The sequence below is a fragment of the Sphingomonas sp. BT-65 genome, from assembly GCF_026107375.2.
Taxonomy (GTDB): Bacteria; Pseudomonadota; Alphaproteobacteria; order Sphingomonadales; family Sphingomonadaceae; genus Sphingomonas.
This window is the reverse complement of the sequence record NZ_JAPCIA010000002.1, coordinates 241,023-256,504: the sequence shown is the minus strand read 5'-3', so window position 1 is coordinate 256,504 and position 15,482 is coordinate 241,023. Positions and strand designations below refer to the sequence as shown.

Sequence of the window (15,482 nt, the reverse complement as noted above, 5' to 3'; positions counted from 1 at the left end):
TCCGTTTCGATGCTTCGCTCAGCCGTCACGGCGCCGGGCGCGATCGAGCAGCGCCGCGATCAGCAGCAGCGCCAGCCCGACCCCCAGCCCCCCGATGAAGCCGAGCGAAGGCTGGCCCCTGAGTACCCCGATCACCGTCCCGACGATCAGGCTGAGGGCGAGCAGTGCGCCGCCGGCGATCGGGGCGCCCTTGGCGGCGGAGGCTGGCTTGCGGTCCATGGACGTGTCCTTGCCACGTCCCGCGGCGGGACGCCACCGTCCCGTTGCGGCACGGCTGGAACGGCGAAAAGCGTATGGTTTCTGTGAGTTTACCCTCGCAGAGCGCAGAAGAGCCGGGGTTCCCATAGCTGGCACGCGCAGTGCGTACTGTCGCGCATTCCCACGCCGGAGTGCCCCCGCTCATGTCGTCCGCCATGCCCTATCTCGCCGACCGCGCGCATGTGACCGACGCGGCGGAGCTGATGCAGCTATTCGGCGACGATGCGGGGTTCGAGGCGGCGGCGCGCGCGGACCGCTATCGCGACCTCGGTAACCACATCAATTTCTGCCGCTGGCGCCAGATCGAACGGCTGATCGTGCTGATGAGCGTCAACCGCGCGGTGGGCACGGTTCACTGATAGTGGCGTTGCGGCGGCGGCGACGGCTCCCTAGTTTGTAGGCATCGACCACGACAGGAGTAGCCGATGCGAACCCCCGAAGCCGTTGCCGGAATGCTGTGCCCCGTGTGCAAGACGGGTCTCCACATGAGCGACCGGCAGGGGATCGAGATCGATTACTGCCCGCAATGCCGCGGCATCTGGCTCGACCGCGGCGAGCTCGACAAGATCATCGAACGCAGCGGCGCGGGCGAAGCGCCGGCTGCGCCCGCAGCGCCCCAGGCGCCGCCTCCGCCGCCACAGCAACAGGGCGGACCATGGCAGCAGGGCGGGGGCTATCCGCAGCAGCAGGGCTATGGGCAGCAGGGTTACGGGCATGGCGGCTATGGCCAGGACCCGCGCTACTACAAGCACAAGCGCAAGAAGAGTTTCCTCGAGGACCTGTTCGACTGAGCCTGAATATCCTCCCCCTGGCGGGGGAGGATTAGGAATCAAACCAGCGCTCCCACCATCGCCTTCACTTCCATGAACTCGGCAAGCCCGAACTTGCCGTGCTCGCGGCCGTTGCCCGACTGCTTGTAGCCGCCGAAGGGCAGGCTGGGGTCGGGCTGGCCACCGTTCACATAGACCATGCCGGCGCGCAGGCGGGGGGCGACGCGCTTGACCTCGTCGGGCGAGCCGAACACCACCGCGGAGAGGCCGTAGTCGGTGTCGTTGGCGATGCGGACGGCCTCTTCCTCGTCCTTGTACGGGATGATCGTGACGACCGGGCCGAAGATCTCCTCGCGCGCGATCGTCATGTCGTTGCGCACGCCCGAGAAGAGCGTGGGCTTGACGAAATAGCCGGTCTCGACGCCATCGGGACGGCCGGGGCCGCCGGTTTCGAGCTTCGCGCCTTCCTCCATCCCCTTGCGGATCAGGCCCTGGATCTTCTCCCACTGCGTCTTGTTGACGACGGGCCCGATATGGCGGCCCTCCTCGGCGGGGTCGCCGGTCTCGACCGCCTTCATCACGCCGCTGGCGATCTGCGCGGCTTCGGCCGCCTGGCTCTCATGGACTAGCATCCGCGCGGGGGCGATGCAGCTCTGGCCCGAGTTCATCAGCACGCTGAACAGCCCGACCTGGACCGCCTTGCCGAGGTCGGCGCCGGGGAGGATCACGTTGGGCGATTTGCCGCCGAGCTCCTGGTGGACGCGTTTCACTGTGTCTGCGGCGTTCTTGGCGACCTGCACACCCGCGCGGGTCGAGCCGGTGAAGCTCACCATGTCGACGCCGCGGTGGCGGCTGAGCGCGGTGCCGACGCCGGGGCCGTCGCCCTGGACGAGGTTGAACACGCCCGCGGGAACGCCGGCCTTGTCCATGATCTCGGCGAAGATCGCGGCGCAGGATGGGGCTTCCTCGCTGGGCTTGAGCACCATCGTGTTCCCGGCGGCGAGCGCCGGGGCGACCTTGGCGACGATCTGGTTCATCGGCCAGTTCCACGGCGTGATCAGCGCGACGACGCCGATCGGTTCGTGGACGACGAGGCTGTTGCCAATCTGCTCCTCGAACTGGAAGTCGCGCAGCGCCTTGATCGTCGACATGAGGTGGCCGATGCCGCTGCCGACCTGCGCAGTCCTGGCGAGCGAAATAGGCGCGCCCATCTCGGCGGCGATCGCTTCGGCGAGGTCGCCGACACGGTTCTTGTACTCGGCGAGGATCGCTTCGAGCAGGGCGAGCCGCTCTTCTACGCTGGTGCGCGAGAAGGTCTCGAACGCCGACTTGGCCGCGGCGACGGCCTTGTCGACGTCCGCCTCCGAGCCGAGGGTGATTTCGGCGACGGCGGCTTCGGTCGCGGGATTGATCACCTCGTGGCGCGTGCCGCCCTCGCTTTCGACCCACTCACCACCGATATAGTGCCTGAGATAGCTGCGCATCCTCGCCTCCGGATTTTCCAAGATCGGGTATGGCGGATTAGATGGCGGCGGAACCGAAGGGTTGCAACCCGAAACTGGAGGCGAGTGCATGGCGCGTGTGGCGGTGATCGAGAAGACCGGCGGACCCGAGGTGATCGAGTGGGTCGAGCGCGACCTGCCGCCGCCCGGACCGGGCGAGGTGCGCGTGCGGCACACGGCGGTGGGGCTCAATTTCATCGACACCTATCACCGCTCGGGCCTCTATCCGGTGCCGCTGCCGAGCGGGCTCGGGAGCGAGGCGGCCGGGGTGATCGAGGCGGTGGGCGAAGGGGTGGCTTCGCTTGCGCCGGGTGACCGGGTGGCGACCTTCGGGCCGGGGATGGGCGCCTATGCTTCCGAGCGGAACGTGCCGGCGGAGATATTGGTAAAGCTGCCCGATGCGATCTCCGACGAGATCGCGGCAGCGGTGATGCTGAAGGGCTGCACCGCGGAGTATCTGATCGAGCGCGCGGCGAAGGTGCAGGCCGGGATGACCGTGCTGGTCCACGCGGCGGCGGGCGCGACCGGGCAGTTGCTGGTGCAGTGGCTCAAGCATCTCGGCGCGAGCGTGATCGGGACCGTAGGATCGGCGGAAAAGGCGGCGCGCGCCCGGTCGATCGGCGCGGACCATGTGATCGAGTACAAGAGCGAGGACATCGCCGAACGCGTGCGCGAGATCACCGGGGGCGCGGGCGTGCCGGTGGTGCTCGACGGGGTCGGCGGATCGACCTGGGAGGCCTCGCTCAAATCGGCGGCGCGGCGCGGGCTGATCGTGAGCTTCGGCAATGCCGGCGGGCCGGTGGAGGGCGTCAACCTCGGCGTGCTGAGCCGCCACGGTTCGCTGTTTGTCCACCGGCCGACGCTGTGGGATTATTACGTGACGCCGGCGGAGCGTGCGACAGGCGTGGCGCGATTGTTCGAGTTGGTCGCCAGCGGCGTGCTCAACGTCGAGATCGGCCAGCGGTTCGCGCTGGAGGACGCCGCCGAGGCGCACCGCGCAATCGCGGCGGGCGAGACCATGGGCGCGACGCTGCTGGTGCCGTAACCGTAACTCCTCCCCCGGAGGGGAGGTGGCATCGCGAAGCGATGACAGAGGGATATTCTCCCCACGCGACACCGTTTGCCGAAACTACCCTCCACCATGCTTCGCATGGTTCCCCTCGCCCTCCGGGTGAGGAACGAAGAGTCTCAGCGCTTTTCCTTGCTCAGCCGCGTGATGAACGCGGCACTGCGCAGCGCCTGGAGCGGGATCGAGGTCAGGTCGATCCACTCACCTTCGGCATGCGCGCCACCACCGGCGGCGCCGAGCCCGGCGAGTGTGTCGACATCCGCCGCGACGAAGGCGCTGTCGGCGGCGCCGCGGCGCGCGGGGTCCATCTCGGCCATTTCGGGGAGCTTGAGCTCGCGGTTGATGACGTTGAGCTTGGCCAGCAGCGCGCGGTTGCCGTCAGTCGGCGCCATCGGCGGATAGCCGTCCTGGAAATCGAGCTTGGCGCTGGTGCCGGGCAAGCTCTTGGCGACGATCGCCAGCATTGCGGCGCGGGTCCTGGCCTCCTGCTCCGGCGTGAGCGCGCGCAGGTCGCCGCGCGCGACAGCTTGCTCGGCGACGATGTTGGTCTTGCCGCCGGCGCTGACCTGATAGTTGTTCGCGGCGAGCGTCGCGGGGGTGCCCGCGGCCATCACGCCGACGTTGAAGGTCAAATTCTGTTCGGGCAGCGTGCGGCGGAACTCGTCGAGGATACGCGCCAGCTCATAGGCCGCGCCATAGCCCAGGCTCGCGCCGAACACGCCGCTCGAGTGCCCGGTCTTGCCGGCGGTGGTGAGCGTCCAGTTGGTCGAGCTGCGGCGCGCGACGGTGCCGGTGTCCTTGCCGTCCTCGCGCGCGAGATTCTCATATTCGAGTGCGACATCGGCCCATTTGCCCGCGGCGATCAGGTCGCGCCGCGCAATCGCGAGCGGGGCGCCGGTGCGCTCCTCGTCACCGGTCAGCACGATCTTGATGTCGGCGCCCTTGAGCGTGCCGGCCGCCTGCATCGCGCGCATCGCGGCGATGATCACGACGACCCCGCCCTTGTCGTCGCCGACGCCGGGGCCGCTGGCGCGGTCGCCCTCGCGGACGAATTTCTGGAAGGGCGATTCGGGCTCGAACACCGTGTCGAGGTGGCCGATCAGCAGGATGCGCTTGCCGCGGCCATTGCCCTTGTGCGTTGCGATCAGGTGCCCGGCGCGGCCGGTTTCCTTCATGTCGATCCACTCGACCTGGAAGCCGAGCGGTTTGAGCTCGGCCCGGACCATCGCGCCGACCTTGGTCACCCCGTCGAGGTTGAGCGAGCCCGAGTTCTGGTTGACCAGCTTCTCGAGCAGCGCGACGTGGCGCTCAGTCTCGGCGGCGACGGTGGCCGCCATCTTCTGTTCAACGCCGTTCTGCGCAGCGGCGGGGAGGGCTAGAAGGAGGGCGAGCGGGGCGAGAGCGCGGAACATGCGGTCGTTAAAGCGGTTGGCTGCGCGCGCCGCAAGCCTCAGCCGGGCGTCACCATGAAGATCTCGCCGTCGAGATCGACGATGTAGAGGTTGCCCGCCGCATCCTCGCCGAACGAGGCGAGCTGGTTGATCGTGCCGGCATCGGGGGTGAAGTCGGTATTGCGGCGTTCATAGCTGCTCGACGCGAGTGTGCTGCCTGCGACGAGCGAGGTTGCGGGCACGCTCCAGATATTGCCGCTGATGAAATCGCCGAAGACATAGGCGCCGATCAGCGAGGTGACGGGGCCGCGATAGACATAGCCGCCGATCACCGAGCGGCCCTGACGCGGTCCGGTGCCGTGCGTATATTCGGTGACCGGCGCGGTCAGGCCGGCGGGCGCGGTGCCGCTGAACGGCTGGGTCCCCTCAAGGAAGCGCCAGCCGAAGTTAAGGCCGGGCTGGTCGGGGCGCAGCACGTCGATCTCCTCGCGCGCGCCCTGGCCGACATCGCCGATGATCAGCCGGCCGTCGGGGGCGAACGAGGCGCGGAACGGATTGCGCAGCCCGAACGCGAAGACATGCGGGTCGCCGCCCCCCGCAAGAAAGGGATTGCCGGGAGCGGGGACATAGTTGCCGCCGCTCTGGGCGAGCCGCAGGATCTTGCCGAGGCGGACATTGGTGTTTTGCGCGTTGTTGCCCGGATCGCCGCTGCCGCCGCCGTCGCCAATCGCCATATAGAGATGCCCGTCCGGCCCGAAACCGAGCCAGCCGCCATTATGGTTGTTGTTGGTGGGATGCGGCGTGCGCAGCACCACGATGTAGGGCGCGGCCGGGCTGCTCAGCGAGAGCGAACGGAGCTCGACCGCGCCATCAGGGGCGGTGGCGACGACCAGCGCCTCGCCATAGGTGGCCGGCGCATTGGTGTTGACGACAAGGCCGAGCAGGCCGCGCTCGCCGTCGGTCGCCAGGCTGCCCACGGTGCGCACCAGCGTCTTCACGCCCGTTGCCGGATCGAGCCGCAAGATGCCGCCGCCCTTCTCGACGACATAGACCTGCGCCGAGCCGGGGATCGGCGCGACATAGAGCGGCTGGCTGAAGCCGGCACCGACGCGACGCACCGCGATGCCCTCGCGGCTGTCGGTGACGGTGATCGCGACGTCCTGCGTGGCGGTGAGCGAGCCGTCGCTGACCTGCAGCTGGACGCGATAGACATTGTCGCCATCGGCATCGGCGGGCAGCTCGAAGTTCGGCGCGGGCGCGAAGGTCAGCGCGCCGGCGGGGGTGATGGTGAAGCGCGTGGCGTCGGCGCCGCCGGCGATCGAGAAGGTGAGCGGGTTGCCGTCGGGGTCACTCGCGGTGGCGGTATAGGCGGCGGCTGTGTTCTCCGCGACCGAAGCGGTCGTGGCGGAGGTGAAGGTCGGCGCGCGGTTAGTGGGGGGCGGTGTGGGGGTTGGCGTGGGCGTGCCGCCTCCGCCATTCCCGCCGCTGCTGCACCCGGCGGCCAGCGCCGCCATGCCGAGGATGACCAGCCGCATCATTTCCTCCCGTCGTGACACAGCCGAAACGCGTGAGCGCAGCTTTGTTCCCGCGGGCCGGGAAGAGTCGTGGTTAGCGGAGAATGACCGCGCGGGCGGGCCGCGCGGTCACGGTATCAGTCGAGGCCCAGCGCGGCCTTGATGTCGGCCCAGGCGGCGAACTTGAAGTTCTGTGCCTTGGGCGGGTTGTAGCCGTCCTGCGCGATGAACAGGCCGCCGGGATAATCGGGACCGAAATCGCCGGTGATCACTTCGATCCCGTCGGTTTCCTCGGTCGAGCCGAACTTGCCCGCGGCGACGCGGAAACGGCCGACATAGGTCTCGTCGGACAGGCGATAGACGGCATAGGCGTGGTCGCCCTGGCTCGAGACCAGGAGATAGCCGCCATTGCCCTCACCCTCGGCTGCGAGGGCGACGCCCTCGACATCGATGGTGAGGTTCTGGCCATCCGCCGCGGCGATCTTCGCGCCCGCGACCGCGCCCGCGGCGCGCGCGTCGAAGCGCCATACGCCGGCATTCTCTTCGCCGACATAGAGGCGGTGGGTGCGCTCGTCGGCGACACAGCCTTCGGATTGCGTCGCGAGCTTCATCGTGCGGACGAGCTTGCCGGTGGGCGCCGCACCCGACAGATCGAGCTCGAACTGGCGGATGGTGCCGTCCTTGATCACGTTGAAGGCGTGGAGCTTGCCGGCCCCTGTACCGGTTTCTGGGCGGTAGAGGCACACGCCATAGGCCTCGCCCGCGCCAACCGGCACGGTGCCAAGCGGCACGAGCTTCGCGGCCGCGGTGTCGAGGCGGAACAGCGCGAGCTTGGCATTCTTGCGATCGTTGCGGTCGCTCGCCGCGACGATCACGCCGGCGTCGCCCATGTCCTTGAGATCGACATTGTTGACCTGGCCCGCGTCGATGAAGAAGCGGTCCTTGCCGCTCAGGTCATAGACGTGGAGCCCGGCCTTCTTGTCGGTGCCGACGATCAGGCTGGCGGCGGGGTCCGCCGCGTTGCGCCAGATCGCGGGATCGTCCGCGGCGTCGGCATTGGCGGTGCCGACCGCCTCGGTCTCGCCGCGCGCCTGGATCATCTGGGCGGGGGTGGTGGGAACGACCGGGACCTGAGCCCCGGTCGAGGCGCAGCCTGCCGCCGCGAGCGGCAGCAGGCTGATCATCAGGGCGTTCTTCAGCATCAGAAGGCGAGACGTGCTATGACCTGGAACACCGGGCCAGCATTCTCGCGCTCGAGCTCATATTCTTCGTAGTCGTTGCGTGCCTTCTGGCCATCGATGGTGTTGAACTTGTCGAAGGCTTCGCGCTTCTCGCCGTCGAGCAGGTTGGAGCCGACCGCGCGGATGGTGATGTTCTTGCCGAAGCGCTTCTCGACGAACACTTCCAGGTCCGCGCCATAGGTGGTGGTGATCTCTTCCAGATAGTTGCGGTCGAGCGCGCCGCCCTGCTTGCGGTAGGTCGCGCCGAACGCCGCGCCGAAGCTCGGGAAGTTCTGGATGAAGCCGAAATTGTAGACATAGTCGGACTGACCGTTGAAGCGGCGCTCGCCGAACTCGTCGGTGATTTCGCTGTCGAGCAGCGAGAAGTTGCCGAACACGCCGGTGTCGGGCAGGCCAAGGAAGCCGAGGCTGGTCGAGAGGTCGAACTCGATGCCATAGACCTTGCCGTCGCCGGTATTGGCGGGGGTGTAGACGAAGGTGCCGGGGCCGTTGCTGCCTTCTTCCTGGGTGTTGACGACCTCGATCAGGTCCTGGACGTCGCGATAGAAGAAATTGATCCCGATCACGCCGGTCGCGCCGATGCGGTGTTCGTAACCGAGGTCCGCGCCCCATGCCGATTCGGGCCTGAGGAAGGGATTGCCGGCGAGGTCATTGTCGCCGATCTCTTCAAAGATACCCGGCGTGATATGGTCGAAGCGCGGGCGGCGGACGGTGCGCGCGCCCGAGACGGTGATGCGGCCGCCATTGCCGACGTCGATCTTCGCCGAAGCGCTGGGCAGCAGGTGATCATAATCCTGCCGCACGGACAGGCCGTCGACCCGGTTGCTGATGCGGCTGTTGGTGTTCTCCCAGCGCAGGCCGACTTCCCACCGTACCGCGCCGGTATCACCCTCGACTAGCGCGAACACATCCTTGCGCTCTTCCTTGACCCGGCTGTCGGCGGTCGGGGCGAAGCCGACAAAGCCGCCGACATAGAGCTCGGGGCTCAGCTCGAACTGGCTGTAGCTGGTGTGGAAGGCAGTCGCGAGGTTGAAGCGCTGGCGCGTCGCTTCCTCGACGTCGGCATTGCGGACCTTGTTCTGATAGAAACCGCCGAACGCCAGGTCGATATCCTCGCCGAGCGGCGCCTTGTGCTCGAAGCCGGCGCTGAGCTCGGTATCGACGATATGCGTGTCGAAGCGGTCGCCGGTGAAGCGCGGCGCGGCGCGATCAAACTCGATCTCGTTCTCGGTCTCCCACTGCTCGTCGTTCATCTTGGCGTAGCCGAACTTGAGCTTGGTCTCGCCCGCTGACCATTCGTGGCTGACCTTGGCGCCGATCGAGTAGTTATACTGGTCGATATTATTGATGTTCGAGTTATCAACCAGCAGGTTGCCGCCCGCGCCGTTGCGGATCGAACCGCCCGAACCGGTGGCCGAATTATATTCGAACGAACGCTCGGTCTCGAGGCGGTCGGTGCGGACATAGAAGCCGCTGAGCTCGAAATCGGTGGTCTCACTTTCGATGCCGTAGCTGGCGTTGAAGGCATAATCGGTGCCGTCGCGGACGTCCGACTGATCCTCGCGGTTCTGCAGCGTGCCGCCCGGCTCGTCGAAGCGCAGGCTGAACTTTTTCTTGGGGTTGTAGCGCCCCTGCACATTGGCGCCGAGCAGCAGACGGCCCGGACCGGCCTTCGTCCCCAGCACCGCGCCGAGGCTCGGCTTCACCTCGCCATCGTCGAAGAACAGGCCGCCCGCGCGGATATAGCCGCCGTCGAGCTGGTAGCCGTCGCGCAGCACGATGTTGAGCGTGCCGGCGATCGCGTCGCCAGTGCGGCGCGCCGAGGAGGAGCGGACGATCTCGACCTGCTTGATCAGCTCGGCCGGGATGCGGTCCATGAAGAAGCCGCGGTCGGCCTGGTTGCCCGGCACCTTCTCGCCGTTGATCAGGATCTGGGTATAGCCCGGATCGAGGCCGCGCAGGCGGGGCCCATCGCTCTCGATCACGTCGGAGAGGAAGGTGACCGAGGGGACGCGCTTGAGCGCATCGCCGGCCGTCAGCGGCTCGAAACGCTGGAAGAATTCATTGTCATAGACCAGCTCGGGCTCGGCGCCCTCGGTGCGGTTGCGATAGGCGATGGTGCCGTTGACGACGACGTCGGCGGCGGTCTCGATCTCGCCGGTCGCGGGGGCCGGCTGGGCGTCCGCGTCGGTGGTCTGCGCGGCGGCGGGTGCGGCGAGCGAAAGGGCAAGCGCAGGCAGGCTGGCGCCCGCGAGGGTGGCGAAGATCGAGCTGGTGTTCATGGGATCCCCCGATTGAGTCGAGGGCGCGACTAGGGCTGGCAGGTGTCAGTCAGGTGCGATTCGTGTTTCGGTTTGATTGCAAAACGATGACGATCATATGACGTTGCACAGGCGACACGTTTTCGTCGCATGGGCAACGAAAACGCCCGGACCTTTGCAGGTCCGGGCGTCTCGCTGTCCGGCGCCGCTCCCCCCCGGGAGGCGGCGCTTGGGAACGGGGTTCGGCTCAGGCCGAATAGTACATGTCGAACTCGACCGGGCTCGGGGTCATCTCCCAGCGGGCGACTTCGGCGCGCTTGAGCTCGATATAGGCGTCGATCTGGTCCTTGCCGAACACGTCGCCCTTGAGCAGGAAGTCCATATCGGCCTCCAGGCTGTCGAGCGCCTCGCGCAGCGAACCGCACACGGTCGGCACTTCGGCCAGTTCCTCAGGCGGCAGGTCGTAGAGGTTCTTGTCCATCGGGTCGCCCGGATGGATCTTGTTCTGGATGCCGTCGAGGCCGGCCATCAGCAGCGCGGCATAAGCGAGATAGGGGTTGGCCAGCGCATCGGGGAAGCGGAACTCGACGCGCTTCGCCTTGGTGCCCGCGCCGTACGGGATGCGGCACGAGGCCGAACGGTTGCGCGACGAATAGGCGAGCAGCACCGGCGCCTCATAGCCCGGCACCAGCCGCTTGTAGCTGTTGGTGGTCGGGTTGGTGAAGGCGTTGAGCGCCTTGGCGTGCTTGATCACGCCGCCGATGAAGTAGAGGCACATCTCGCTGAGGCCGGCATAGCCATTGCCCGCGAACAGCGGCTTGCCGCCGTCCCAGATCGACATGTGGGTGTGCATGCCCGAGCCGTTATCTTCCTTGATCGGCTTGGGCATGAAGGTCGCGGTCTTGCCATAGGCATGCGCGACCTGGTGCACGACATACTTGTAGATCTGCATGCGGTCGGCGGTCTGGACCAGCGTACCGAAGGTCAGGCCGAGCTCGTGCTGCGCGGCGGCGACCTCATGGTGGTGCTTGTCGCAGGGCAGGCCCATTTCGAGCATGGTCGAGACCATCTCGCCGCGGATGTCGACGGCGCTGTCGACCGGCGCGACGGGGAAATAGCCGCCCTTGGCGCGGGGGCGGTGGCCCATGTTGCCGCTCTCATACTCCTTGGACGAATTGCCCGGCAGCTCGATGTCGTCGAGCGCGTAATAGCTGGTCGAATAGCTGTTCTCGAAACGGACGTCGTCGAACATGAAGAACTCGGCCTCGGGGCCGACATAGACGGTGTCGCCGATGCCGAGCGACTGGAGATAGGCCTCCGAGCGCTTCGCGGTCGAGCGCGGGTCGCGGGCATAGAGCTCGCCGGTCGAGGGCTCGACGATGTCGCACACCAGGATCAGCATCGGGGTGGCGCTGAACGGATCGACCCACACGGCGTCCAGATCGGGCTTGAGGATCATGTCCGACTCGTTGATCGCCTTCCAGCCCTCGATCGACGAACCGTCGAACATCAGGCCGTCGGTCAGCTCGTCCTCGCCGATCACGCCGGCGACCATGGTCAGGTGCTGCCACTTGCCCTTGGGGTCGGTGAAGCGCAGGTCGATCCACTCGATCTCCTGATCCTTCACCATCTTCAGAATGTCGGCGGCGGTGTTAGCCATTGGAACCAAGCCCCTTTCTCTCGCTTGTCAGAACCGGCAGCTGCCGGAGAATCATATTGCGCCGCAGCGCAGTTTCGTGAAATTTTTGCAGTGCGTCAAATTGCCCGATCAAATCGCGTTGTCGTCGCGCTCCCCGGTGCGGATGCGCAGCGCCGTCTCGACCGCGGTGACGAAGATCTTGCCGTCGCCGATCCGGCCGGTCTGCGCGGCGGTGGCGATCGCCTCGACCACGCGGTCGGTCAGCGCATCCTCGACCACCACTTCGAGCTTCACCTTGGGCAGGAAGTCGACGACATATTCCGCGCCGCGATAGAGCTCGGTATGCCCCTTCTGGCGCCCGAAGCCCTTGGCCTCGGTCACGGTGATCCCGGACACCCCCACCTCGTGCAGCGCCTCCTTCACCTCATCGAGCTTGAACGGCTTGATGATGGCTTCGATCTTTTTCACGGCCTTCCCCTGCTTTATGGGCCTTCATGTCTCGCGGGCTTGTCCGCTCGCCTGGTCCCGCGCCGATGCTGGCGAAGGCGCGGGAAAGGATCAAGCGAAACGCCCCTCGGCGCGCGGGTTGCACGAGCCGTGCCAAGATTCGCACTGCGGGAATCCGCGGACGGGCGGCGGCAGCGCGCGGCGGCGTGCCTAACAATTGGGCAGCAGGCGGCAAATCCTGCGCGATTGCGGGGCAACCTTGCGGGCGGTGGAACGGGGGTGTAGCGGTTCGCTATAACACCTGATCGGGGACTCTCCGCATGCGCTTCGCCACGTTGCTGTTCGCTTCGCTGCTCGCCAGCACCGCCGTTTCCGCCACGCTGACGCAGCAGGTTCCGCCGCCGGCGGCGCAGCCGGACGAGAGCGTGGAGGATGCGAAGCTGCGCAAACTGTTCCACGACAGCGACGAGGCGCTGCTCAAGCGCCAGCCGCTGCAGGCGATCTTCCGCGGCGACCTGCGCTATGCCGACCGGCTCGGCACCTATTACACCGACGCCTTCAACGCCGCGGAGAAGGCGGCCGCGGAGGCGGACCTCGCCGGACTCAAGCGGATCGACCGCGCGAAGCTGAACCCGGTCAACCGCATCGCCTATGACGTGTTCAAGGCGGATCAGGAACGCAGCCTCAAGGGATTTCGTCCCGCGATCCTCGGCGTCACCAAATATCTGCCGATCGATCATTTCAACGGCTTCCAGACCTTCTACCCCGACTTCGCCTCGGGGCAGGGGGCGGCGCCGTTCAAGACGGTGCTCGACTACGAGAACAATCTGAAGCGCAACGCCGAATATGCCGCGACCTACGACCGGGTGATCGGCCTGTTCCGCGAGGGGATGAAGCGCAAGATCGTCCAGCCCAAGCTGGTGGTGCGCAACATGATCGGCCAGTTCGACAGACTGATCGCGCAGGGCGTCGAGGGTTCGGTGTTCTACGCGCCGGTCAAGAAGTTCCCCGAGGGCGTGAGCGAGGCCGATCAGGCGCGGCTGCGCGCGGCCTATGCGGCGCAGGTCAAGGACGTGCTGATCCCGGCGCACAAGCGCATCCGCGACTTCTTGGCGAACGAGTATCTCGCGGCGGCGCGCGACAGCGTCGGCACTTCGGCGCTGCCGGGCGGCGCGGCGGTGTACGCCTACGCAATCGAGAGCAACACCACGCTGCCGCTGACCGCGGACCATGTCCACAATCTCGGCCTGTCGGAGGTCAAGCGCATCCTCGCCGAGATGGAGGTGCAGAAGGCCAAGGTCGGGTTCACGGGCACGCTGCCCGAATTCTTCACCTTCCTGCGCACCGACCCGCAGTTCCAGCCCAAGAGCGCCGAGGCGCTGCGCGAGGGGTATGAGGCGATCGGCAAGCGAGTCGACGCACGGGTGCGCGAGCAATTCTCGCTCATCCCCAAGACCCCGCTCGAGATCCGCCCGGTGCCTGACTATCGCGCCGAGGGCGACGCGGCGGGCAGCTATGTCCAGGGCACGCCCGACGGGTCGCGGCCGGGGGTGTTCTTCTACAACACCCACGATCTTCCGGTGCGCTACACCTGGGGGATGGAGACGCTCTACCTGCACGAGGCGGTGCCGGGGCATCACTTCCAGATCAGCCTGGCGCAGGAGAATGACAAGCTGCCCGCCTTCATGCGTTTCGGCGGCAACACTGCCTTCGTCGAGGGCTGGGCGCTCTATGCCGAGACGCTGTACAAGGAGCTGGACGTCGCGGTTGAGCCGTACCAGCGGATGGGCGGCCTTTCCGACGAGATGCTGCGCGCGATGCGGCTGGTGGTCGACAGCGGGCTCCACGCCAAGGGCTGGAGCCGCGAGCAGGCGATCGACTATATGCTCGCCAACTCGCCGATGCCCAAGACCGACGCGGTCGCCGAGGTTGAGCGCTACATCGCGATTCCGGGGCAGGCGCTGGCCTACAAGGTCGGGCAGCTGACGATCCTCAAGGCGAAGGCCAAGGCCAGGGCGGCGCTGGGCGACAAGTTCGACCCGCGCGCCTTCCATGCGGTGGTGCTCGATACCGGCGCGCTGCCGATGCCGGTGCTGGAGAAGAAGATCGACGACTGGATCGCAGCGCGGAAGTAAGGCCGCGTCGGCGGGTCAGATCGCTTGGCCCGCCGCCCAGCCGCTCGCCCAGGCCCATTGGAAATTGTAGCCGCCGAGCCAGCCGGTGACGTCCACGCCCTCGCCGATCGCGTAGAGGCCGGGGACGTCGCGCGCTTCCATCGTCTGGGATGACAGACCCGCGGTGGCGATGCCGCCGATCGTCACTTCGGCCTTGGCGTAGCCTTCGGTACCATTGGGGTGGAAGCGCCAGGCGGCGAGGCGGCGCTCGGCTTCGGCGAGCTTCTTGTCGGGAGTGTTGGCGAGTTCGGTATCGAGCGCGAGCTGGTCGGCGAGCGTGTCGGCGAGGCGGTTGGGGAGGGCATCGCCGAGCAGCTTGCGTAGCGTGGCGCGGGGCTGGGCGCGCTTGGCCTCGACCAGCCAGCCGGCGCCGCGATCGGGCAGGAAGTCGATCTCGACTGGCTCGCCGTGGCGCCAATAGGAGCTGATCTGGAGGATGGCAGGGCCGGAGAGGCCGCGATGGGTGAACAGGGCGGCTTCACGGAACTTCGCCTTGCCCGCGCGCGCCTCGACTGGCGCGGCGACGCCGGAGAGGTCGCGGAACAGCACTTCGCCGCCGCCGAGCGTGAGAGGGACGAGCGCAGGGCGCGGCTCGACGATCTTGAGGCCGAACTTGCGCGCGAGATCATAGGCGAAGCCGGTCGCGCCCATCTTGGGGATCGAAGGGCCGCCCGTGGCGAGGACGAGGGCGGGAGCCTCCGCCTGGCGTTCGCCGACCGTCACGCGATAGCGGCCGTCGGCGTGGATTACGTCGCGGACGGCTTGGCCAAGCGCGATCTCGACCCCGCCGGCCTCGCATTCGGCGAGCAGCATCGCGACGATCTGCTTCGCGCTGCCGTCGCAGAAGAGCTGGCCCAGCGTCTTCTCGTGCCAGGCGATGCCATGGCGCTCGACCAGGGCGATGAAGTCGTGCTGGGTATAGCGGTGCAGCGCCGACTTGGCGAAATGCGGGTTGGTGGAGAGATAGCGGTCGGGCGCGGTGTGGAGGTTGGTGAAGTTGCACCGCCCGCCGCCCGAGATCAGGATCTTCTTCCCCACCTGATCGGCATGATCGATCAGCAGCACGCGGCGGCCGCGCTGGCCGGCGGTGAGGGCGCACATGAGGCCAGCCGCCCCCGCGCCGAGGATGATGGCGTCGTAATTTGTCGGCGGGGTGGTCAGCTTCGCACTCCTTCGTCACCCGGCCCTGTGCCGGGGTCCACCGGGAGGCAAACGC

The 15,482-nt window shown here is 67.2% G+C and carries 13 protein-coding genes; 4 read left to right on the top strand and 9 right to left on the bottom strand.

Annotated elements, in window-relative coordinates; all coding sequences use genetic code 11:
* Positions 1-18: 18 nt before the first annotated feature.
* Complete coding sequence (locus OK349_RS15795; RefSeq protein WP_265118866.1) at positions 19-219, bottom strand: hypothetical protein; 201 nt, start codon at positions 217-219, stop codon at positions 19-21.
* Positions 220-413: 194 nt separating this feature from the next.
* Here OK349_RS15795 and OK349_RS15790 point away from each other — a divergent pair, with 194 nt between their 5' ends.
* Together OK349_RS15790 and OK349_RS15785 are read left to right on the top strand one after the other, a co-directional pair.
* Entirely contained in the window at positions 414-617 is a 204-nt protein-coding gene (locus OK349_RS15790) for a hypothetical protein (RefSeq protein WP_265119300.1), read from the top strand.
* Between the two features lie 66 nt (positions 618-683).
* The gene (locus OK349_RS15785) at positions 684-1,049 is read left to right on the top strand and encodes a TFIIB-type zinc ribbon-containing protein (protein WP_265118865.1); all 366 of its coding nucleotides are present in this window, start codon (positions 684-686) and stop codon (positions 1,047-1,049) included.
* A 38-nt stretch (positions 1,050-1,087) separates the two neighbouring features.
* Here the strand turns inward: OK349_RS15785 and OK349_RS15780 are convergent, their stop codons facing one another.
* Positions 1,088-2,512 (bottom strand): aldehyde dehydrogenase family protein, encoded by a 1,425-nt coding sequence (locus OK349_RS15780; RefSeq protein WP_265118864.1) that lies wholly within the window; start codon positions 2,510-2,512, stop codon positions 1,088-1,090.
* 88 nt (positions 2,513-2,600) lie between these two features.
* Between OK349_RS15780 and OK349_RS15775 the strand changes: the two genes are divergently transcribed.
* On the top strand, positions 2,601-3,575 hold the full coding sequence (locus OK349_RS15775; RefSeq protein WP_265118863.1) for a quinone oxidoreductase family protein: 975 nt from the start codon (positions 2,601-2,603) through the stop codon (positions 3,573-3,575).
* Positions 3,576-3,718: 143 nt separating this feature from the next.
* On the opposite strand, the gene OK349_RS15770 is transcribed toward OK349_RS15775, so the two are convergent.
* From OK349_RS15770 to OK349_RS15745, 6 genes are all read right to left on the bottom strand, one after another.
* Positions 3,719-5,011 carry a M20/M25/M40 family metallo-hydrolase gene (locus tag OK349_RS15770; protein ID WP_265118862.1) on the bottom strand — a complete coding sequence of 431 codons (1,293 nt, stop codon included), beginning with the start codon at positions 5,009-5,011 and terminating at the stop codon, positions 3,719-3,721.
* Between the two features lie 38 nt (positions 5,012-5,049).
* Entirely contained in the window at positions 5,050-6,525 is a 1,476-nt protein-coding gene (locus tag OK349_RS15765) for a PQQ-dependent sugar dehydrogenase (RefSeq protein WP_265118861.1), read from the bottom strand.
* Positions 6,526-6,641: 116 nt separating this feature from the next.
* Positions 6,642-7,706 carry a phytase gene (locus OK349_RS15760; protein WP_265118860.1) on the bottom strand — a complete coding sequence of 355 codons (1,065 nt, stop codon included), beginning with the start codon at positions 7,704-7,706 and terminating at the stop codon, positions 6,642-6,644.
* On the bottom strand, positions 7,706-10,027 hold the full coding sequence (locus OK349_RS15755) for a TonB-dependent receptor plug domain-containing protein (protein ID WP_265118859.1): 2,322 nt from the start codon (positions 10,025-10,027) through the stop codon (positions 7,706-7,708). Before OK349_RS15755 ends, OK349_RS15760 begins: the two co-directional genes overlap by 1 nt.
* Positions 10,028-10,253: 226 nt before the next feature.
* Positions 10,254-11,666 (bottom strand): type I glutamate--ammonia ligase, encoded by a 1,413-nt coding sequence (glnA, locus tag OK349_RS15750; protein ID WP_265118858.1) that lies wholly within the window; start codon positions 11,664-11,666, stop codon positions 10,254-10,256.
* Positions 11,667-11,774: 108 nt separating this feature from the next.
* Positions 11,775-12,113 carry a P-II family nitrogen regulator gene (locus tag OK349_RS15745; protein ID WP_265118857.1) on the bottom strand — a complete coding sequence of 113 codons (339 nt, stop codon included), beginning with the start codon at positions 12,111-12,113 and terminating at the stop codon, positions 11,775-11,777.
* A 299-nt stretch (positions 12,114-12,412) separates the two neighbouring features.
* Here OK349_RS15745 and OK349_RS15740 point away from each other — a divergent pair, with 299 nt between their 5' ends.
* A complete protein-coding gene (locus OK349_RS15740) occupies positions 12,413-14,227 on the top strand; it encodes a DUF885 domain-containing protein (protein WP_265118856.1) in 1,815 nt (604 codons plus the stop codon).
* A gap of 15 nt (positions 14,228-14,242) precedes the next feature.
* Here OK349_RS15740 and OK349_RS15735 read toward each other — a convergent pair whose 3' ends face one another.
* Positions 14,243-15,427, bottom strand: coding sequence for a BaiN/RdsA family NAD(P)/FAD-dependent oxidoreductase (locus tag OK349_RS15735; protein ID WP_265119299.1), 1,185 nt, complete (start codon positions 15,425-15,427; stop codon positions 14,243-14,245).
* Positions 15,428-15,482 lie beyond the last annotated feature (55 nt).